Below are 20239 nucleotides of genomic sequence, written 5' to 3'. Positions count from 1 at the left end.
TGAAACTTCCCTCTCAGCCCAGCAGGACGTCGTCGTCGCCCAGCCGCTTCAGCTCGCGGTAGAGGATGGCGAGGCCGGTGACGATGGCGGCGGCGGACACGGTGGCGTCGATCAGGACCAGGGTGTCCTTCTCCAGCCGCGCCTTCTTGACACGCTTGGCGACGCCGATCGCGCCGAACGCGGTGGCGGCCATGGACAGGTACGTCCCGGACCGGGACTTCTTGAATCCCTTGGCCTTGGTCAGTGCACTCACAGCGACGGAGCCTCCTCGATCAGCGGGTGGCCCCACTTTTCCACGAAGGCGGCCTCGACGGCCGCACCCACCTTGTAGAGGCGGTCGTCCTTCATGACCGGGGCGATGATCTGCAGTCCGACCGGCAGGTTGTCCTCCGGCGCGAGTCCGCAGGGCAGCGACATGGCGGCGTTGCCGGCCAGGTTGGTCGGGATGGTGCACAGGTCGGCGAGGTACATCGCCATCGGGTCGTCGGCGCGCTCGCCGATCGCGAAGGCGGTGGTGGGTGTCGTCGGGGAGACGATCACGTCGACCTGCTCGAACGCCTTGTCGAAGTCCTGCTTGATCAGCGTGCGGACCTTCTGGGCGCTGCCGTAGTACGCGTCGTAGTAGCCGGAGCTGAGCGCGTAGGTGCCGAGCATGATGCGGCGCTTGACCTCGTCGCCGAAGCCGGCCTCGCGGGTCAGCGAGGTGACCTCCTCGGCGGAGTGCGTGCCGTCGTCGCCGGTCCGCAGGCCGTAGCGCAGGCCGTCGAAGCGGGCGAGGTTGGACGAGCACTCGGAGGGCGCGATGAGGTAGTAGGCCGACAGGGCGAGATCGAACGAGGGGCAGTCCAGCTCGACGATCTCGGCGCCGAGTCCCCTCATCAGCTCCACGGCCTCGTCGAACCGCTGGACGACACCGGCCTGGTAGCCCTCGCCGCGGAACTGCTTGACGACGCCGACCCGCATGCCGGCCACGGAGCCGTTGCGGGCGGCCTCGACGACCGGCGGGACGGGCTCGTCGATGGAGGTGGAGTCCATCGGGTCGTGCCCGGCGATCACCTCGTGCAGCAGGGCGGCGTCCAGGACCGTACGGGCGCAGGGGCCACCCTGGTCCAGGGAACTGGAGAAGGCGACCATGCCGTACCGCGAGACCGCGCCGTACGTCGGCTTCACACCGACGGTGCCGGTGACGGCGGCGGGCTGGCGGATGGAGCCGCCGGTGTCGGTGCCGATGGCGAGCGGCGCCTGGAAGGAGGCGAGGGCGGCGGACGAGCCACCACCGGACCCCCCGGGGATCCTGGTCAGATCCCACGGATTGCCGGTCGGCCCGTAGGCGCTGTTCTCCGTGCTGGACCCCATGGCGAACTCGTCCATGTTGGTCTTGCCGAGGATGACGACGTCGGCGGCCTTGAGCCGCTTGGTGAGCGTCGCGTCGTACGGCGGGATCCAGCCCTCGAGCATCTTGGAACCGACGGTGGTCGGGATGCCCTCGGTGGTGAAGATGTCCTTCAGCGCGAGCGGGACGCCGGCCAGCGGGCCGAGCTTCTCGCCCCGGGCCCGCTTCTCGTCGACGGCGCGCGCCTGCGCCAGGGCGCCCTCACGGTCGATGTGCAGGAAGGCGTGCACCTTCTCGTCGACGGCCTCGATCCGGGCCAGGTGCGCCTCGGTGACCTCGACGGCGGTGAGTTCGCCCGAGGCGATCTTCGCGGCGGTCTCGGCGGCGGTCAGCTTGATGATGTGATCGCTCATGGCGGGTTACTCCTCCCCCAGGATCTGCGGCACCTTGAAACGCTGCTGCTCCTGGGCCGGGGCGCCGGAGAGCGCCTGCTCGGGGGTGAGCGAGGGACGGACCTCGTCCGGCCGCATGACGTTGGTCAGCGGGAGCGGGTGCGAGGTCGGCGGGACGTCTTGGTCGGCGACCTCGCTGACGCGGGCGACCGCGCCGATGATGTCGTCGAGCTGGCCTGCGAAGTGGTCGAGCTCTTCGGGCTTCAGCTCCAGACGCGCCAGCCGGGCGAGGTGGGCGACCTCCTCGCGCGTAATGCCAGGCATGCAGCGATCCTCTGGGGTGAGTGTGTGTGGTTTGGGGCCAATCCTATGGGGCGGGGGGCGGTGTCCGTGCCGATGGGCCGGGGGCCGTGCCGGGGAACTCCGTTCCGGTGGCCGCGCTGTCCCGCACCGGTACGGAATCACGGGGCCCGGCGTTGCGGTACCCGGCGGGGCTTTCGCACCCCCTCCTGGACGACCCGGCGCCCCGCAGCATCCCCGGCGTGGACGCTGGGCGGGGGGTGTTCGCGCAGCCCGGCGCCTACGGGGCGCCGTCGCGCCCACCCTCCCCCACTCTCGGCTTCGCTCGAGCGGGGGACCCCCATCGCCCCAGCGGCACGACTGCCCGCGGAGAGCGGCGAAGGCGCGGCACGGCACGCCCGCAGAGAGCGGAAGGTGTGGCACCACTGCCCACGGAGAGCGGCGAAGGCACGGCACGGCACGCCCGCAGAGAGCGGAAGGTGTGGCACCACTGCCCACGGAAGCGGCGAAGGCACGGCACGGCACGCCCGCGGAGGGCGGAGGGTGTGGCACGACTGCGCGCGGGAGCGGCGGAGTGCGGTGTGGGGGCGGGCGGCAGGCGGGTGCGACAGCCGTACACGGGTGTGGCCGACAGGCCGCATATGGCGGTGGGGGACGGATGGCGGTGGGCGGGGCGCGGGCGCCGACGGCGGGAAGGGGACGGGGCGGGGGTGCCCGCCCGCAGCGGCCGGCGCGTCCGCGCCGCTCACTTCACGAAGTACCTATTCCGCGCCGGACCGAGGACGGGTACCCCCGACCCGGCCCCGACCCACCCACCACCCCCGGGCGCTACCTCAGCCCCCACCGAAGGGACAGCTGCGCCGCAGGCATACGACCGACGACCCGCACCCGACCAAAAAGCCGGCCGCACCCCCGCCGGAACGGCGCCGACGCCGGCACCGGCTAGTCGTCGGACGTTCTCGCCGCCGGCAGTGCCGCCGCGGGCCGTTGCCAGCCCCGGGAGCCGCGGGCGAGCAGCCACGCCGTGGTCTCGTCCGGCGGCATCGCCGCGGCGACCAGCCACCCCTGCACCGCGTCGCAGCGCAGATCCCGCAACCGCTCCCAGGTCTCGTCGTCCTCGACCCCCTCCGCGACGACCAGCAGCCCCAGCGAGTGCGCCAGATCGATCGTGCACCGCACGATCTCCGCGTCCTCGGTGTCCACGGCCAGCCGCGCCACGAACGACCGGTCGATCTTCAGCTCGCTCACCGGCAGCCGCCGCAGATGCACCAGCGAGGAGTAACCGGTGCCGAAGTCGTCCAGGGACATTTTCACGCCGTGCCCGGTCAGCGCGTTCAGCGTGTCGGCCGCCCGCTGCGGGTCCTCCAGCAGAACATGCTCGGTGATCTCCAGTTGGAGCGCTCCCGCCGGCACTCCGTGCCGGGCGAGCCGCGCCGCGACGGACCCGGCGAAGCCGGGGGTGTGCACATCGCGGGGCGACACGTTGACGGCGACCGGTACGAACAGTCCCTGGGACCGCCACTCGGCCACCTGCCCGAGCGCGGTCTCCAGCACGTACTCGGTGAGGTGCGGCATCAGCCCGGACGATTCGGCGATCGCTATGAACTCGTCCGGGGGCACCCTGCCCCGATCCGGATGCACCCACCGCACCAGCGCCTCCAGCCCGGCGACCTGCCCGTCGAAGCGCACCTTGGGCTGGTAGTGCAGTTCCACCTCACGGGCGTCCAGGGCCCGGCGCAGATCGCCCAGCAGCCCCAGCCGGTCAGGAGTGTTGGAGTCCCGCTTGGACTCGTACGCCTCGACCCCCGTACGGTCCCGCTTCGCCTGGTACATCGCCACGTCCGCCCGCCGCAGCAGCCCCTCCGCGTCGACCGCGTGGTCCGGGAACACGGCGACTCCCGCACTCGCCTCCAGGACGAGGGTGAGCCCGTCGAGGTCGAGCGGGGAGCTGAGGGCGGAGACGAGACCGCGGGCGACCCGGGTCGCGGATGTCGTGGAGTCGGCGACGGGCAGTAACACGGCGAACTCGTCACCGCCGAGCCGCGCGGCCTCCGCCCCGCGCGGCAGGGCGAGTCTCAGCCGGTCGGCGATCTGCAGCAGCAGCCGGTCCCCGGCGAGATGCCCGAGCGTGTCGTTGACCGAACGGAACCGGTCCAGGTCGATCAGCATGAGGGCGGAGCGCACGCCGATCCGCTCCGCGTCGTCCAGCGCGGTCCAGATCCGTTCCAGCAGCCACTGCCGGTTGGGCAGTCCGGTCAGCGGATCGCGCAGCTGCTCCTCGGCGCGGGCGCGGGCTATCCACAGGGTGGAGTCAAGGGCGATCAGCGGGATGGAGAACAACGGCAGCAGCACGGGTTTGGCCTCGGCGACGACACACACGAGGGGTGCTATGCCGAGTAGGGCGACCGCCACAAGCCCTTGCCGCAGCAGGGCGGTCCGGGCCACGGTGGGCAGCCCCGCGCGGGGTGTGTGCAGGTACCACAACAGCCCGCGGGTGACCAGGAGATAGACGGCGGCGACGAGCACCACCCCGGGCGCGGTGTACAGCGTCCAGGTGTCCGGGCTCGACGGCGACTCGACGGACGGCACGGAGCCGAACGCGGCCAGCACCAGCGCGCCGGCGCCGATGCCGAGCAGATCCACCGCGCCGTGCAGCACGCCCTGCCGCCAGCGGCCCCGCCGGGCGACGCCGACCAGGACGACGACGGTGAGGCTGACCATCCCGGCCGCGACCCAGCCGTACAGCAGCAGCACGGCCAGCGTGAGAGCGGCACCCGAGCCCGTGCCGCCCCACCAGCGGGAGCGCCCCAGCATCACCAGATGCCCGACGATGATTCCGGTCAGCACGGCCAGGGACCAGCCGACGGCCCCGCCGGGGAACAGCGCGTGTCCTCCGGTGAAGGCCCGCAGGAAACCCGCGCCCAGCACGAAACCGGCCGCCGCGACGACAGCCGTGGGCAACGCGGGCCAGGACGGGTGCCGTTCCGTCTCCCCCTCGGACAGTGAGCCGGACAGCGAACCGGACAGGGACTGTGACGCGGACAGCCCGGCGCCGCGCCCGCCGGCCGGCTGTCCGGCGCCGCGCGCGTCCGCGGTGCGCGCACCGGTGCGCCCCTGCGCGCCCGGCTGCCCCGCGGGCCGCCCGCCCCCGCGGCCGCGCCGCCGTACGACCGCGATGCGGCGCAGGCGCAGCCGTGAGCCCGGGGCGGCGCTCTCGGTCGGTTCCATTCCCGTCCCTCTCACAGCCGGCGGTGCCCACGCCACGCGGCCCGATGCCCGACAGCCTTCAGCGGCTCCGCGTTGGAAAGCCCTTGCCCGCACCCTTCGCGGGTACGGGATTGCCCCGACCGCAGCTGGGCACGGCAGGCGCACATCTCAACAGTAGGCCGCAGAAGGCCTTCACGGGCACCGGTCGCCGACGGTTGCCCGAATGCGCCCTTGCCACCCGTATGCATCTGGTATGCGCCGATCAGACCGCCTTCAACCGTTACTCCTCGGCCGAAAGGGCGACGCCGGCAGCGGCCTCGGGCCCTTGCTCGAGAAGGACATGGAAGCCCTCTTCGTCCAGAACCGGCACGTTCAACTGCATCGCCTTGTCATATTTTGACCCGGGATTATCGCCCACCACCACGAACGAGGTCTTCTTGGAGACGGATCCGGTCACCTTCGCTCCCCGGATCTGCAGGGCCTCTTTCGCGCCATCCCGGGTGAAATGGTCCAGAGTTCCGGTCACGACGACGGTGAGCCCTTCCAGCGGACGCGGGCCCTCGTCCTCGCCCGCCCCCTCGTCCTCCATGCGGACACCGGCCGCCTTCCACTTGCGGATGATCTCGCGGTGCCAGTCTTCGGCGAACCACTGCTTGAGGGAGGCGGCGATGGTCGGGCCGACCCCCTCGGTGTTCGCCAGTTCCTCCTCGGTGGCCTGCTCGACACGGTCGATGGAGCGGAACTCGCGGGCCAGCGCCTCGGCCGCGACGGGTCCGACGTGCCGGATCGACAGACTGGTCAGCACGCGGGCCAGCGGACGCTCCTTGGCCGCGGCGATGTTCGCCAGCATCGCGACCGCGTTCTTCCTCGGCTCGCCCTCCTGGTTGGCGAAGACGGTGGCGATCTTCTCCTCGCCGGTCTTCGGGTCCCGCTTCGGCAGTCCGCTGTCCTGGTCGAGGACGTACGCCTTGATGGGCAGCAGTTGCTCGACGGTGAGGTCGAAGAGGTCGCCCTCGTCGGTCAACGGTGGCTTCGCGGGCTCCAGCGGCCGGGTCAGCGCCGCCGCCGCGACATAGCCGAAGTGCTCGATGTCCAGCGCCTTGCGCCCGGCGAGGTAGAACAGCCGCTCCCGCAACTGGGCCGGACACGAGCGGGCGTTGGGACACCGCAGGTCGACGTCGCCCTCCTTCATGGCCTTCAGCGGCGTACCGCACTCGGGGCACTCGGCCGGCATCACGAACTCCCGCTCGCTGCCGTCCCGCAGGTCGGCGACCGGACCGAGGATCTCCGGGATCACATCACCGGCCTTGCGCAGCACCACCGTGTCACCGATGAGAACACCCTTGGCCTTGACCACGTCCTGGTTGTGCAGCGTGGCGAACTCGACCTCGGACCCGGCGACCGTGACCGGCTCGACCTGCGCGTACGGGGTGACCCTGCCCGTACGGCCCACCCCCACGCGGATGTTGACCAGCTTGGTGTTGACCTCCTCGGGCGCGTACTTGTACGCGATGGCCCAGCGCGGGGCCCGCGAGGTGGTGCCGAGACGCCCCTGCAGCGGGATCTCGTCCAGCTTGACGACGACACCGTCGATCTCGTGCGCCACGGAGTGCCGGTTCTCGCCGTAGTAGGCGATGAACTCCCTTACGCCGGCCAGGTCGTCGACCACCCTGGTGTGGGTGGAGGTGGGCAGGCCCCAGGTCTTGAGCAGGTCGTAGCCCTGGGAGAGGCGGGTCATGCCCCGGTACCCCTCCAGGACCCCGATGCCGTGGACCACCATGTGGAGCCGGCGGGTGGCGGTGACCCGCGGGTCCTTCTGGCGCAGCGAACCGGCCGCCGCGTTCCGCGGATTGGCGAACGGTTTGTCGCCGCCCGCGACCAGCCGGGCGTTGAGCTCCTGGAACTTCTCCATCGGGAAGTAGACCTCGCCGCGGATCTCCACGAGGTCGGGCACGTCGTCGCCCGTCAGCCGGTCCGGGATCTCGGCGATCGTACGGACGTTGGGCGTGATGTCCTCGCCGGTGCGGCCGTCGCCGCGGGTCGCCGCGCGGACGAGCCGGCCCCGTTCATAGGTGAGGTTGACGGCGAGTCCGTCGACCTTCAGCTCGCACAGGAAATGGAACTTCTGCTCGCCCAGCTCCTTGTGGATGCGCTCGGCCCAGGCGGCGAGATCCTCGTCGTTGAACGTGTTGTCGAGGGAGAGCATCCGCGAGACGTGCCGCACGGAGGTGAACTCCGTCTCGTACGCCCCGGCGACCTTCTGGGTCGGCGAGTCCGGGGTGCGCAGTTCCGGGTGCTCCTCCTCCAGTGCCTCCAGCTCGCGCAACAGCGTGTCGAAGTCGGTGTCGCTGATGACGGGGGCGTCGTTCACGTAGTACCGGAAGCGGTGCTCCTCGATCTGCTCGGCGAGGTCGGCGTGCTTCTCCCGCGCCTCGGCGGGCACGCTCGTCGTCTCCGCTTGCTTGTCGCCGGCCACCGTGTGTCCTCCCGTTACTCTGGGTTGTCCGCGAGGGATCTCGCCGCCCGGACGCAGTGTGCGTAGGCCGTGCGCGCGTACTCCGGGGAGGCCCCCGCGAGTCCGCACGCCGGGGTGATCGTGACCGCCTCCGGGAGGAGTCCCGGCCGCAGCCCCAGCCTGCGCCAGAGCGTCCTGACCCCCATGACGCTACCGCCCGGGTCCGACAACGGGCCGTCGGTGCCCGGGACGACACCGGCGAACAGCCGGGTCCCGCTCTCCACCGCTTCCCCGATCGCTTCGTCGTCACGCTCGGTGAGAAGGGAGAAGTCGAAGGACACCGCCGCCGCGCCCGACCGGCGCAGCAGGGCGAACGGGACGTCCGGTGCGCACGAGTGGACCACGACGGGCCCGCCGTCGTGAACCCCGACGACGTCCCGCAGCGTGGCTTCGACGATCTGCCGGTCCACCGCGCGGTGGGTGCGGTAGCCACTGGCGCTGCGCACCTGTCCGCGCAGTACGGCGGTGAGGGAGGGTTCGTCGAGCTGCAGGACGAGCCGGGCGCCGGGGACGCGTCGCCGTACCTCGGCGAGATGGACGCGGAGCCCTTCGGCGAGAGACGCGGCGAGGTCGCGGCAGGCGCCGGGGTCGGAGAGGGCGGCCTCGCCGTTGCGCAGCTCCAGGGCGGTGGCGAGGGTCCAGGGGCCGACGGCCTGGACCTTGAGCGGGCCCTCGTACCCCTGGGTGAACTCCTCCAGTGCGTCGAGGTCCTCGCCGAGCCAGGAGCGGGCGCGTCGGGTGTCGCGGCCGGGGTGGTCGCCGATGCGCCAGCCGCTGGGCTCGACGCGGGCGTAGAGCTCCACGAGCATGCCCGCGGTGCGGCCGATCATGTCCGCGCCGGGGCCGCGGGCGGGGAGTTCGGGGAGGTGGGGGAAGTCCTCGAAGCTGCCGGTGACGGTCTTGGCGGCCTCTCGGGCGTTGCCGCCCGGGAGGGAGCCGATGCCGGTGGCGGGGCCGAAGGGGGGCGGCTGGCTGTTTTCGCTCACGCGAGAAGCGTACGCAGTGGGTGGGCGGGGGGTTCGCCCCCGCCGCCCCTTCCCTTCCCGTCCCCGGGGGCGCTGCCCCCGGACCCCCGCTCCTCAAACGCCGGAGGGGCTGGGATGGTGCCGGACGGGCTGGATGAGGCCGGACGGGCTGGATGGGGTTGGGCGGGTTATGGGGTGCCGCCCGGTCGTACCGTCAGGTCGTTGATCTCCGCGTCCCTCGGGAGGTCCAGGGCCATCACGATCGTCGTGGCGACCGACTCGGGGTCGATCCACCGGCCGGGGTCGTAGTCCTTGCCCTCCTGGCGGTGGACCTTGGCCTGCATGGGGCCGGCGGTGCGGCCGGGGTAGACGGAGGTGACCCTGACCCCGTTGCCGTGCTCCTCGTGGCGCAGCGAGTCGGCGAGGGCCTTCAGGCCGTGCTTGGAGGCCGCGTAGGCGGACCAGTCGGCGTGGGCGCTCAGACCGGCGCCGGAGTTGACGAACACGACATGACCCCGGCTCGTGCGGAGCTGGGGCAGGAAGTGGCGGGTCAGTTCGGCGGGGGCGACGAGGTTGACGTTGAGCTGGTGCCGCCAGGTCTTCGGGGTCAGCTCGCCGACCGGGCCGAGGTCGACCACGCCGGCGATGTGGAGCAGGGAGTCGACCGTCTCCGGGAGCGACTGGTGGGAGAAGGCCCAGCTGAGCCGGTCGGGGTCCGCGAGGTCGCCGACGAGGGTGCGGGCCCCGGGGAACTCGGCCGCCAGTTCCTTGGCCCGGCCGGCGTCGCGTGCGTGCAGTACGAGTTCGTCACCGCGCGCGTGCAGACGGCGGGCGACGGCCGCGCCGATGCCGGAGCCCGCTCCGGTGATCACATGGGTAGCCATGTGCGCCATGCTCGCATCACCGGGCGCTCACTCCACGCCCAGGCTCTCCTCCAGGTACGCCAGCGCGCCCACCGGCTCCTCGGCGAAGAACACCAGGTCGGTGAGCGGGCGGGGCAGGAAGCCCTCGTCCTCCATGCGGCGGAACTGTTCCTTCAGCCCGTCGTAGAACCCCGCGGTGTTGAGCAGCACCACCGGCATCTCGGTGTGCCCGTGCTTCTTGAGCTCCAGGATCTCGGTCGCCTCGTCGAGGGTGCCGGTGCCGCCCACCATGACGACGACCGCGTCGGCCTTCTCCAGCAGGAGCCGCTTCCTCTCCCCGAGATCCTTGGCGATCACCATCTCGTCGACGCCGGCGCGGGCCTTCGCCGCCAGGAACTCCACCGAGACGCCGAGGAGCCGCCCGCCCGCCTCTTCCACTCCGTCGGCGACGACCTTCATCAGACCGACGTCCGAGCCGCCCCAGACCAGAGTGTGTCCGCCCTTGCCGAGCAGCCGCGCGAAGTCCCGCGCGGGTTCGGTGTAGCGGTCGTCGAGGTCGGCGGCGGAAAGGAAGACGCAGATGTTCACGGGCCCACAGTACGGACCCGCTCGGACATCGCGGTCAGCCGCATCCTCGACTGCCGGTGCGGCAGTTCCTCCCAGTCGTCCATGAACCGCGCGGACAGACCGTACCGGGCGGCCAGGTCCACCAGGGTCCGCGTCCGGTAGTAGAAGTCCTCGTGCAGCACCTGGTGCTCCTCGCCGTCGGTGCGGTCGAAGGTGAAGTCGAAGAACCCGCCGGGCGCCAGCACCCTCCCGACGTGCGCGAAGCACTCCTCGATGACATGCCGGGGCGAGTGCGAGAAGACGCTGTGCGCGTGGACGACGTCGAAGTGCCCGTCGGGCAGGAAGGCGAAGGTGAGGTCGTTCGCGAGGGTCAGGTGGGGCAGCTTGGCCTGCAGTCCCTCGCGTACGAGGGTGTCCTGGGCGGCGAGCAGGATGTGCGGCGAGATGTCGATGCCGTAGTAGTGGCCCGGTTCCAGGTGGCCGATGAACAGGCGCCCCGCGCGGAGGTTGCCGCAGCCGATCTCCAGCATCCGGTGGTGCGGCTGGAGACCGTGCCCCACCAGATAGTCGAACTGCATCCGGCCGATCCGCGCCCACTGCTCGCGCGAGGGATTGTGGCCGACGGCGGCCTCGGCGCTGCGGGCCGCGTCGGAAGCCATCACCGCGCGGTAGTACGCGATGTGGTCGCGGTGCCGCAGCCGCAGCCAGGCGTCGCGCAGGGCGCGCCGCGCGTGGGCGGGGACGCGGCGCGGATGGCGCAGGGCGTAGCGGGCCCGGTGGGCCAGGGTCCCCCGGTTCCTGCCGGTCTCCTTCGCTCCCATGGGGTGGCCTCCTCGGGAAGAACTCCGCTTCAGCGTGCGCTGTAACCGCCGAGTCGGCTACCCAGGAGGAGCGATCGTGACCAGAGGCCACCGCATCACCGTCGAGCCCAGTGACCGGCACGTCCGTGTGGTGCGCGACGGACAGGTGCTGGCTCAGAGCGACCGGGCGCTGGTGCTGCGCGAGACGGGCTGCCCCGCGCGGTACTACCTCCCGCCCGAGGACGTACGCCTCGATCTGCTGACGCCGTCCGCGACGCACACGCACTGCCCCTTCAAGGGCACCGCCTCCTACTGGTCGCTGCCGGGGGCGCCGGATCTGGTCTGGGCGTACCCGGAGCCGAGGCCCGAGGTCGCGGAGATCAAGAACCACCTGTGCTTTTACGACGTGGAAACCGGCTGACGGCGTCGGTCGCGTAGAAGGGTTGCGATCGGCGGACGCGCCGCCCGCTTCCGCGATGAAGTTCGCGCCGTGCGGCAGTCTGGTGAGACATGGACAAGAACATCTCTTCGCGCGACGGCACGTCCCTGGCCTACGAGAGCGCCGGACGGGGTGCCACGATCGTTCTCGTCAGTGGCGCGCTGTCGACAGGCGGCACGGTCGCCCCGCTGGCGGCTCGCCTCTCGGAAGGGTTCCGGGTGGTGGTGTACGACCGCCGGGGCCGGGGTGCGAGCGGCGACACGGCGCCGTACGCGGTGGAGCGCGAGGTCGAGGATCTGGCGGCGCTGATCGAGTCGCTGGGGGGCGAGGCGGCGCTGTACGGCGTCTCCTCGGGTGGCGCGCTGGCGCTCCGGGCGGCGGCGAGCGGGCTGCCGGTGCGCCATGTCGCGGTGTACGAGACGCCGTACGCGATGTCCGCGGAGGACCTGGCGGAACGCGCGCGGTACACCGAGGAGCTGACGGCGGCGCTCACGGAGGGCCGCCGCGGGGACGCGGTGGAACTCTTCCTGCGGCTGACCGGGCTGGGCGAGGCGGTCATCCAGAGCGCCCGGCAGTCCCCGATGTGGGCCGGTATGGAGTCGATGGCGCCGAGCCTCGCGTACGACGACGCCGTGATGGGCGACGGGAGCGTCCCGCGCGAGCTGCTGTCGTCGATCCCCGCGCCGGTGCTGTCGATCGCGGGGGACGCGAGCCCGGCGTGGATGCGTGAGGCGGCGCGGGCGATCGCGGAGTCCGTCCCCCGGGGTACGTACCGCACCCTGGAGGGCCAGACCCACATGGTCGAACCGGACGTCCTGGCGCCGGTGCTGGCGGACTTCTTCAAGAGGTGAGGCCGGCCAGGGGACCGTCGGCCAACGGGTCGTGCCGAACGCGGTCGGCGGGCAGCCCGAGTGCGGCGAGGTGCCGGGTCACCTCGGTGACCATGGCCGACGGGCCGCTGACGTACGCGATGTGCCGGGAGAAGTCGCCGTGCCGGGCGACCGCCGCGCCGACGGAACCGGGTTCGAACCCGCCGGAACCGTCCTCGGCCACCCGGACCACCCGCAGCCAGGGGCAGCGGTTCTCCAGCCGGGCGAGGGCCGGCTCGTCGTACAGGTCGTCGGCGGTGCGGGCGCCGAGGAACAGGTGCGCCGAGCGGCCCGGGATGCGGCGCGCGGCCAGGTCCTCGAGCAACGCCCTGGCCGTGGCCCAGCCGGTGCCGCCGGCCACGATCAGCACGTCCCGCGCGGGGTCGTCGTTCAGGGTCGTGGTGCCCTGGGCCGGACCCAGCAGCAGGGTGTCGCCGACGCAGGTGCCGGTCACCAGGGCGTCGCTCACACCGCCGGGAGCGGTGCGCCGGATGTGGAACTCCAGTTCGCCATCGGCCCCGGGCACGCCGACCAGGGTGTACGGGCGCCAGGTCTGCGGGAGCAGCGGGCTCTGCAGCCTCGCGTACTGGCCCGGCAGACAGGGGTACGGCGCGGACGGGCGGAGGCGGAGAACAGCGAGGTCGGGGCGGCGGCGCCGGTGGTCCGTCACCGTGGCGCCCCAGTAGGGCGGTTCACCGAGCGAGTCGTGCGCGCCGCGCACCATGGCCTCGGCGGCGAAGCCCACCATGCGCAGCCACGCGCCCGTGACGTCGCCACCGAGCCGTCCTCCGGCCTGCCGCTGGAGCGCCTCCAGGAGCGCTTCCTCGAACATTTCGTAGTGCACCGGGAGCACGCCGAGTCTGCGGTGGTCGCGGCCGAGGCGGGTGAAGAAGGCGGTCACCTCGTCGGGGCGGTGCAGATTCTCGATCAGGTACCGGAAGGCCCGCCCCAGGTGTGCCCGCTGGAACTCCATCGAGCCGGGGAACAGCTTCCGCAGGTAGGGGTGCCGCTCGAACAGGACGTCATAGAGGTGCTCGATGAGCGCGCTGAAGGGCGTGACCTGGGCGACGTTGCGTACGATCGCCTCCGCCTCCGCGGGCCCGGCGGGAAGGGCCCGCAGGCGGGCCGCCGCGGTGACCGAGGAGGCGTGTGCCGCCGTGTGCACGGCGGACGCGCGCAGCCGGTCACGCAGGCGCATGGCCTCCTGGCGGGCCAGCAGGCTGTGGTAGTCGGTGGTCACGCGCCCACCCGCAGCGCGCTCCACGCGAGGGACACCGGGGAGGTGGCATACGCCGGGCGGTCGGCTGGGACGGGGACGGCTGTGCGAAGCATCGCGGCATTTCCTGTCGGTTCTGTGTCAAGGGGGTGCACCCTGGCCGCTGCACGGCGTCCGCGAGGAGACCAGAGGGCGCGTCCGCATCACATCAGAGCGAGCGACGGGCGGGGCACCACCGAAGGTCCCTTCCACCAGGGTCGGAGGTCCCTTCGACGGACGTGCCCGGTCGCCCTCCCGCAAGGGCCTGGTGACGTCCCCGTTCGCGCTGACGCCCGCTTCCGTCCTGATGCCCCGGCGACTGCGCTCGGGCCACGTCGGCCGTGGCCCGCACGGTCGAGGCGATCGTGGCCGAGCCGACGACGCGGGTGCCGTCGTACAGGACGATCGCCTGGCCGGGGGCGACGCCGCGGACGGGCTCGGTGAAGGACACCTCGAGGGAGCCGTCGACGAGTTCCGCCGTCACCTCGGTCTCGCCGCCGTGGGCGCGCAGCTGGGCGGTGTAGGTGCCGGGGCCGGCCGGGGCGGCGCCGCACCAGCGGGGCCTGATCGCGGAGAGCGCGGTGACGTCGAGGGCCGCCGCGGGGCCGACGGTGACGGTGTTGGTCACCGGGGAGATGTCGAGGACGTAGCGGGGCTTGCCGTCGGAGGCGGGGGTACCGATGCGCAGGCCCTTGCGCTGACCGATGGTGAAGCCGTACGCGCCCTCGTGGGTGCCGACCTTGCTGCCGGACCGTGCAGACCGCATCGAAGCCCGAGCGCTGGCTAGTGCCTTGGCGAGGAGACGGCTCCGCGCCACAGTCGCGGCTCCTCCTGCGCGAACTGCCGTTCGCGCACGTCGGCGTCGGGTAGCGCGAGCCGGACGGCCCGTCGGAAAGCCGCTCCGTGGCCGGGGTGCTTGAGGTGGCAGAGTTCATGGATCAGGACGAGGTCCACCAGGGCGACCGGCAACTGTATCACCGCCCAGTGCACGGTTATCGCGCCCTCAGGGGAACAGGCACCCCAGCGACGGCCGAGGTCCCGCACCTCGATGCCGGCCGGATCACGCACTCCGGCCAGTGACGCCAGCGGCGGCAGCCGGGCAGCGAGCCAGCGCTCCCCGCGGCTGCTGTACCACTCCACAAGGGGCCCGGCATCGGCGGCGGCCGACCGCGATCGGGGCAGCTCCAGCCATCCCTGTCGCAGTCGTACGTGACTGCCGGCGCCGTCGGGAGTGAGCCTGAGCCGGTACCGGCGGCCCAGGTAGGCGAAGCCCTCGCCACCGATCAGGTCCTTGACCGGTTCGGCCGCCCGCAGGTCCTGACGGCGGCGGACCTCGGCGGCCAGACGCGGCATGCGGCCACGCACCGCGTCGGCGATCTCTTGGGGATCCGCGTCCGCGGGAACCGCGAAGAGCACCCGGCCGTCCTCGGCGATCTCGATGCCGAGGGTGCGGCGCCGGGGCCGCACGACGACATCCCACCGCCACCCCCCGGGCACGGGGAGATCGGCGATGGCCTGTTCGACGACGGTGCTCACCCGCTCTTCCTACCATCCGGCAACGACATCACCCTGCCTGGCAGGCACCAGCGGTCACCAAGTCAGGTGTCCCCGCCGTCCGCCTCGTCACGCGGCCGGTATCCGAGGAAGTACTCGTGCCTCTCCACGGCCAGCTCCGTCAGATGGCTCGCGAGGTCGCCGATGTCGTCCCAGTCCATGGCGAGCCAGGTCTCCAGATGCTCACAGAGTTCGCTGCGCATGCGGTTGCGGGCGGCGGTCTGCGTGTGTATCTGCGGCCGCCGGACGAGCACCGACATCTCCATGGTGAGGCCACGGGCCGCCCGGATCAGGTCGGTGCCCGGCGGCCACGGTTCCCGCACGGCGTCTTCGGCGTGCTGCTGGAGCAGTCCGAGGACGAGCCGTTCGGTCCGGGAGTCGAGGCCGTCGTCGTTCTCCGGGTTCTCCGGCTCCCGCTCCGCCGCGGCCACGTCCCCGACCAGACGCTTCAGGTCGGCCGCGGCCTGCTCGAAGTCGTCCTCCATCCGCGCGATGATCTCTTCGAGCCGGAGACTGAACCGCTGGTAGCCGGCCCGGTCGCCGCCGATCTTCGCGGTGATGCGCAGCTTCAGCGAGCCCGTCATGTACGAGCACCGCGCCCGGGGGTCGGCATTCGCGTCGACCCGTTCCATGAACTCCGGGTCGGTGAGTTCGACGGGCGGGATCCGCTGCCGGATACCGGTGGTCTCGATGTGCTGCGAGATGAGCCGGCGCACCTTGGCCCCGTAGCGGCGCGGGCTGAACTGTTCGCGGCCGTCGAGGTAGCGGCGTCTGGCCATGTACTGCAGTGTGCCCAACTGACCTGCCAGCTCACGGTACTTCAGGGCCTCCGGGTCCGGCAGGACCGCGTTGAGCGCGGTCAGGAAGTCGCGGACCCGCTCGTCGAACTCCCCCCGCAGCAGCGGGTCGTCGAGGCGCCGGCCGAGAAATTCCTCCCACTGCGACTCGTCGCCGGGGTCGGTGACGTTCTGCCCGGCCAGGAAGCGGGTGACCTTCGCCCCGAGGTCCTCCAGGAGGGCCTTGGCGGCGGTGTCGGACCGCAGCAGCAGTGCGTCCCGGTCCGGGCCGCGGCCGTCGGGCTGCGGTCCCTCGTAGTCCGGCTGGAGGTGGTCCACGGAGACGTTCCGGTAGCCGAGGACGTGCCGCAGGTGCTCCTGGTCGTAGGAGGCGAGCGAGCGGGCCAGTTCGGGACCGATGCCGACGTAGTCGACGACCTGGCCCCACTTCTTCGCCGGGTAGGGCCGGTTGGTGCGGGCCACGGCCTGCAGCAGTCCCGCGCCGGACAGCTTGCAGTCCAGGTAGAGGACCTGCTCGACGGGTGCGTCGAAGCCGGTGAGCAGCATCGACTGGACCACCAGGAAGGCCATGGTCTCCGGTGGCGTGCTGCCCTCCGTGTCCGGCGGCGAGGGCGGTTCGCTGTCCGCGGGCAGGTCGAGATCGACGTTCCACACCTGGCCGCCGCTCGCCGCGGTGCCGGCGCCGGACGGCTGCGCCCCGTGCGTCCTGACGTTCCATGCCGGGTCGGCCGTGATGTCGCGCGGGGGCAGCCCCTTCTTGAAGCGTTCGATGTGCGCGTCCTGGTGGCTCTTGGCGATCCACGGCCGCCACTCCTGCGGATCGCTGCCGCCCTGGCCCGCCGGGGAGATGACGACGGCCGCGTCGAGCGTTCTCAGTACCTCGCGGTCCGGCAGGAGCATGAGGAGCGCCCGCTCCTCGTCGTCGGCTTCGAGCGCGGCCATGGGGTCGGCGATCAGGGCCGGGTCGAGCGCGTCGAGGCGGGCGACGAGCCGGTCTCGGGCGGCGAGCAGCGCGGTGCGGTAGCGGACGGCGGCGAGCCGGGAGACGGTGGCGATCTGCGCCCCGAAGCGGTCGGGCAGCGCGGTGCGGGCCCAGTGGCCGAGCATGTGCTCGGCCTTGGCCTCGATCACCGACGGCGCTTCCAGGATCTCCTTGCGGCGGCCGAACCTGCGCAGCACCTTGGCCCGCAGCTCCGGATCGGACGGCACCTTCTCGTCGAACCGGGCGTCGAGGGCGGCCTGTTCGACGACATCGAGCGGTACGGCGTACGCCTCGTAGCGGACGGGCACGACGGACCGGTCGAGTTCGGCGTCGCGCAGGGTGTATGTGTCGGCGTACGGGCCGAAGATCTCCTCGCTGCGTCTGCGGTTGCCGCTGATCACCGGGGTGCCGGTGAAGCCGACGAAGGCGGCACGCGGCAGCATGGCCCGCCAGCGGGCGTGCTGCCATTTGTCCTGGCCCCGGTGGGCCTCGTCGATGAGGACGACGACATGGTGGTGCGGATTGGCCACTCGGTTCTGTACGTGTCCCTCGTCGGCGGCGTCCTCGTCGTCGGGGACGGTGTCGGGCAGTGACTCCTCCCGGCCGTCGTACGCCGTGTCATCACGCTGCGCCTTCTGCAACGTGACGAGGACGACGTCCCCGACGTCCACCTCCAGGTACTTCCTGGCCCGCTTGACGCTCGGCGCACGGTGCACCTTCTCCTCGGTGGCGGCGAGGCTTGCCCGGATCTGCTTCTCCAGGTCGATGCGGTCGGTGACCACGACCACCTTGTGCGACTTCAGAGCGGGCCGGCTGCGCAGGTGCCGGACCAGGAACGCCATGGTCAGGCTCTTGCCGGAGCCCTGGGTGTGCCAGACGACACCGCCCCGATGGCCGACGGCCACGCCGGCCGCCGCCTTCCGGTCCCGCTCCTCCAGCTTCCGCGTGAGTGCCTTCACCGCCTTGAACTGCTGGTGGCGGCCGACCAGTTTGACCGTTCGGCGTCCACTGCCGAGCCGGGTGGTGAAGTCCCTTACCAGGTCGAGGAGATGGTCAGGGCGCAGCATCCCGGCGACGAGGATCTCCTGGTCGGTGAGGGCCGCCGACGCGGGTTTGCGCACCTCCTCGCGTACGCGGTCCTCGCTCACGGGCGCGACCGTGCGCCAGGGGGCGAAGTGCCGGGGCTCGGCGGTGACCGTGCCGGTCTCGGCGTGGTCACGGTCGGTGCCGACCAGGACCTGCGCGAAGCGGACGAATTCGGGTACGGCGGCCGGGGAGTTGACGCCCGCGTACCGGAGGACCTGGTCGACGGCGTCGTCCAGGGCGGCCCGCACGTCTCCCTGAGGGCCGGACACCACGGGCGCCTTGCACTCGATCACCACCCAGGGCAGCCCGTTGACGAACAGCACGAGGTCGGGTGTGACGGGAGCGGCGTCCTTGTGCTCGACCCGGAACTGGGAGACGACGAGCAGGTCGTTGCCGCCACCGGGAGTGTCCGGGTGCTCCCCGAACTCGCCGTCCCAGTCGACGAGCCGTACGTGTTCGGGGTCGCCCTTCGTCCAGCCCGGCAGGGTGCGGGCGTTGCGGCCCTTGCGCAGGAGGTCGGTCACCTCCAGGTTCCCGGCGACACCGCGTTCCTTCGGGCCCTGCCCCGGCGCGGCGCCCTGGACCAGGGCGAGGAGATGGTCCAACTGCGCGTCGCTCAGCCAGGGTTTTCCGTCCGACGGCCTCGGGTTGATCCTCGCCACGGCGGCCTTGAACCGGTCCGCGTACACGACGGCCCCGAAGCTCGTACGGTCCGAGGCGCCCGGCGCGGTGGCGGGTCCGGCGCTCGGTCCGCCCCGGAGATGGGTCCAGCCCATCGCCGTCAGTTGCTCGATCAGCGGCCGCTCGGTCCTGACGTACTCCGGCTGCTCCGCCACGCGCCTGCCCTCCCCGGCCACCGGCCTCGTTCCCCACCCTCCGGTACAGGACAGGGAATCGAAACTCTATCGGCGGCCGGGGAGTGTGGCGCGAGGTGCGCGCGGATCAGGCGGCGAGCACGGGAGAGGGTGGCCGGAAACCACCTGCTCCTTGCTCAGAGGCGCGTGGTGTCCAGGACGATCCCGAAGGGCTCGGGCAGGGTGACCGGGGTACCGAAGGCGTGAGGGCCGTCGGCCTTGGTGTAACCGAGGCCGCCCGGCTCGGAGAAGAGGGTGAGTTCGCGGTGCTGACGGTCGACCAGTAGGTACAGCGGAGCGCCGTACTCGGCGTAGCGCTTGCGCTTGGTGACGCGGTCCGTGTCGCCGTTGGACTTCGAGGTGACCTCGACCGCCAGAAGCGTCAGATCCGGAGTGACGACGATGTTGTCGTCCTGCGCGAGTTCCTCGGGGACGACGGCGATGTCCGGGACGTACCAGTTGGGCGAGCCGGGGAGATCGATGTCCCCGGAACCCTCGACGCAGCCGAGTTCGTCGACACGGTCCTCGATCTGACGGCGGATGACCCGTGTGGCGCGTTCGTGGTCCCAGGTCGGCGGCACGGGTTGGATGATCCCCTCGATGATCTGTACACGGCTGCCGGCCATGTACCTGATGGCGTGCTTCAGGGCCCGCTCGTGATCGATGTCCGCGTACCTGTCGTCGGGCTGCGGGTGGGTGCTCATGGCGTCGTCGCCTTACTTTCGCGGAACGGCGTGATCGGTGTACCACGGACGCGGTGAGTCCTGAACCGGGACGCAGGCAGTGTTCCCCATACGGGTGAGGAACACTGCCGGCGTCGGCTGCGGGAGGTACGGCACCGGGTGTGCGGATCAGGCCGCGAGCACCGGGGACGGCGGCCGGAAATCACCGCCAAGGGCAAGCTCGAACCAGATGGTCTTGCCATCCGGCCCGTCGACGCCCCCGCAGCCGCCCCACCGGTCGGCGAGACTCTCGATGATCGGCAGCCCACGGCCGCAGAGGGCCGCGGGATCGGGCATGGCCGCGCCCGGCGCGAACGGAGGCAGATCCGGACTCGCGTCCCACACACTCACGCGCAGCGCGGGGCACAGCCACTGCATCCGGACGATGACCGGGCCCTTGGAGTACCGCACCGAGTTGGTGGCGAGTTCACAGGTCAACAGCTCGGCCCGGTCGGCGAGTTCACCGATCCCGTGCGCGTGGAGTACGGCACGGAGGGTGCCCCGGACGATCCGGGGGCCGCGTGGGTCGCAGGGGAGGTGGATCTCGTACATCCAGGGGGCGGTGAACGGGATCGGGGCGGGGTGGTCGCCGTAGCCGACGTCTCGACTGACGCCGTAACCGACGGGGTGGATCGATTCGTTGCTCGGTTCAGTGCTCTGTTCGTTGCTGCTCACGAGGGTGTACCTCCGTGGTGCGGAACGGGTTCTGGGGCGCCAGGGCGCCTGCATGCGAACTGCC

General features: G+C 71.7%; 16 protein-coding genes and 1 pseudogene. 2 read left to right on the top strand and 15 right to left on the bottom strand.

The window, feature by feature from the left end:
- Window positions 1-13: 13 nt before the first annotated feature.
- The 9 genes from ACIF9R_RS10030 to ACIF9R_RS09990 form a co-directional block, all read right to left on the bottom strand.
- Window positions 14-253 (bottom strand): hypothetical protein, encoded by a 240-nt coding sequence (locus ACIF9R_RS10030; protein WP_399976919.1) that lies wholly within the window; start codon window positions 251-253, stop codon window positions 14-16.
- Window positions 250-1746 (bottom strand): Asp-tRNA(Asn)/Glu-tRNA(Gln) amidotransferase subunit GatA, encoded by a 1497-nt coding sequence (gatA, locus tag ACIF9R_RS10025; RefSeq protein ID WP_399976916.1) that lies wholly within the window; start codon window positions 1744-1746, stop codon window positions 250-252. The genes ACIF9R_RS10030 and gatA overlap by 4 nt, the downstream gene beginning before the upstream one ends.
- A 6-nt stretch (window positions 1747-1752) precedes the next feature.
- Window positions 1753-2049 carry an Asp-tRNA(Asn)/Glu-tRNA(Gln) amidotransferase subunit GatC gene (gene gatC / locus ACIF9R_RS10020; protein ID WP_004925108.1) on the bottom strand — a complete coding sequence of 99 codons (297 nt, stop codon included), beginning with the start codon at window positions 2047-2049 and terminating at the stop codon, window positions 1753-1755.
- Between the two features lie 918 nt (window positions 2050-2967).
- Window positions 2968-5253, bottom strand: a complete 2286-nt coding sequence (locus ACIF9R_RS10015; protein WP_399976913.1) for a putative bifunctional diguanylate cyclase/phosphodiesterase — start codon at window positions 5251-5253, stop codon at window positions 2968-2970.
- Between the two features lie 259 nt (window positions 5254-5512).
- Window positions 5513-7708 (bottom strand): NAD-dependent DNA ligase LigA, encoded by a 2196-nt coding sequence (gene ligA, locus ACIF9R_RS10010; protein ID WP_399976910.1) that lies wholly within the window; start codon window positions 7706-7708, stop codon window positions 5513-5515.
- Between the two features lie 14 nt (window positions 7709-7722).
- Window positions 7723-8733 carry a methionine synthase gene (locus tag ACIF9R_RS10005; protein WP_399976908.1) on the bottom strand — a complete coding sequence of 337 codons (1011 nt, stop codon included), beginning with the start codon at window positions 8731-8733 and terminating at the stop codon, window positions 7723-7725.
- A 167-nt stretch (window positions 8734-8900) separates the two neighbouring features.
- Window positions 8901-9605 (bottom strand): SDR family oxidoreductase, encoded by a 705-nt coding sequence (locus ACIF9R_RS10000; protein ID WP_399976905.1) that lies wholly within the window; start codon window positions 9603-9605, stop codon window positions 8901-8903.
- Between the two features lie 18 nt (window positions 9606-9623).
- Entirely contained in the window at window positions 9624-10163 is a 540-nt protein-coding gene (locus ACIF9R_RS09995) for a TIGR00730 family Rossman fold protein (RefSeq protein ID WP_399976902.1), read from the bottom strand.
- Window positions 10160-10963 (bottom strand): class I SAM-dependent methyltransferase, encoded by an 804-nt coding sequence (locus ACIF9R_RS09990; RefSeq protein ID WP_399976899.1) that lies wholly within the window; start codon window positions 10961-10963, stop codon window positions 10160-10162. The genes ACIF9R_RS09995 and ACIF9R_RS09990 overlap by 4 nt, the downstream gene beginning before the upstream one ends.
- Before the next feature lie 76 nt (window positions 10964-11039).
- On the opposite strand from ACIF9R_RS09990, the gene ACIF9R_RS09985 reads away from it, so the two are divergent.
- Both ACIF9R_RS09985 and ACIF9R_RS09980 read left to right on the top strand, forming a co-directional pair.
- On the top strand, window positions 11040-11363 hold the full coding sequence (locus tag ACIF9R_RS09985) for a DUF427 domain-containing protein (RefSeq protein WP_399976896.1): 324 nt from the start codon (window positions 11040-11042) through the stop codon (window positions 11361-11363).
- An 89-nt stretch (window positions 11364-11452) separates the two neighbouring features.
- A complete protein-coding gene (locus ACIF9R_RS09980; protein ID WP_399976894.1) occupies window positions 11453-12232 on the top strand; it encodes an alpha/beta fold hydrolase in 780 nt (259 codons plus the stop codon).
- On the opposite strand, the gene ACIF9R_RS09975 is transcribed toward ACIF9R_RS09980, so the two are convergent.
- From ACIF9R_RS09975 to ACIF9R_RS09950, 6 genes and pseudogenes are all read right to left on the bottom strand, one after another.
- On the bottom strand, window positions 12222-13490 hold the full coding sequence (locus ACIF9R_RS09975; protein WP_399976891.1) for a globin domain-containing protein: 1269 nt from the start codon (window positions 13488-13490) through the stop codon (window positions 12222-12224). The genes ACIF9R_RS09980 and ACIF9R_RS09975 overlap by 11 nt on opposite strands.
- A gap of 184 nt (window positions 13491-13674) precedes the next feature.
- Window positions 13675-14256: pseudogene (locus tag ACIF9R_RS09970) on the bottom strand (aminomethyltransferase beta-barrel domain-containing protein); the annotation flags it as partial.
- Window positions 14257-14288: 32 nt separating this feature from the next.
- Complete coding sequence (locus ACIF9R_RS09965; protein WP_399976889.1) at window positions 14289-15041, bottom strand: M48 family metallopeptidase; 753 nt, start codon at window positions 15039-15041, stop codon at window positions 14289-14291.
- A 62-nt stretch (window positions 15042-15103) separates the two neighbouring features.
- Window positions 15104-18760, bottom strand: a complete 3657-nt coding sequence (locus ACIF9R_RS09960) for a type I restriction endonuclease subunit R (protein WP_399976886.1) — start codon at window positions 18758-18760, stop codon at window positions 15104-15106.
- 155 nt (window positions 18761-18915) lie between these two features.
- On the bottom strand, window positions 18916-19482 hold the full coding sequence (locus ACIF9R_RS09955) for a Uma2 family endonuclease (protein WP_399976884.1): 567 nt from the start codon (window positions 19480-19482) through the stop codon (window positions 18916-18918).
- 147 nt (window positions 19483-19629) lie between these two features.
- A complete protein-coding gene (locus ACIF9R_RS09950; RefSeq protein ID WP_399976881.1) occupies window positions 19630-20175 on the bottom strand; it encodes an ATP-binding protein in 546 nt (181 codons plus the stop codon).
- Between the last annotated feature and the right edge of the window lie 64 nt (window positions 20176-20239).

The organism is Streptomyces sp. NPDC086080 (assembly GCF_044540255.1).
Taxonomy (GTDB): Bacteria; Actinomycetota; Actinomycetes; order Streptomycetales; family Streptomycetaceae; genus Streptomyces.
This window is presented reverse-complemented; position numbering and strand designations above follow the sequence as displayed.

What these genes read in the sequence shown, in the direction of transcription:
- ACIF9R_RS09980 (WP_399976894.1), top strand. Translation starts at nt 11,453, where the DNA reads ATGGACAAGAACATCTCTTCGCGCGACGGCACGTCCCTGGCCTACGAG.
- ACIF9R_RS10015 (WP_399976913.1), bottom strand. Translation starts at nt 5,253, where the DNA reads ATGGAACCGACCGAGAGCGCCGCCCCGGGCTCACGGCTGCGCCTGCGC.
- gatC (WP_004925108.1), bottom strand. Translation starts at nt 2,049, where the DNA reads ATGCCTGGCATTACGCGCGAGGAGGTCGCCCACCTCGCCCGGCTGGCG.
- ACIF9R_RS09990 (WP_399976899.1), bottom strand. Translation starts at nt 10,963, where the DNA reads ATGGGAGCGAAGGAGACCGGCAGGAACCGGGGGACCCTGGCCCACCGG.
- ACIF9R_RS09955 (WP_399976884.1), bottom strand. Translation starts at nt 19,482, where the DNA reads ATGAGCACCCACCCGCAGCCCGACGACAGGTACGCGGACATCGATCAC.
- gatA (WP_399976916.1), bottom strand. Translation starts at nt 1,746, where the DNA reads ATGAGCGATCACATCATCAAGCTGACCGCCGCCGAGACCGCCGCGAAG.
- ACIF9R_RS10000 (WP_399976905.1), bottom strand. Translation starts at nt 9,605, where the DNA reads ATGGCGCACATGGCTACCCATGTGATCACCGGAGCGGGCTCCGGCATC.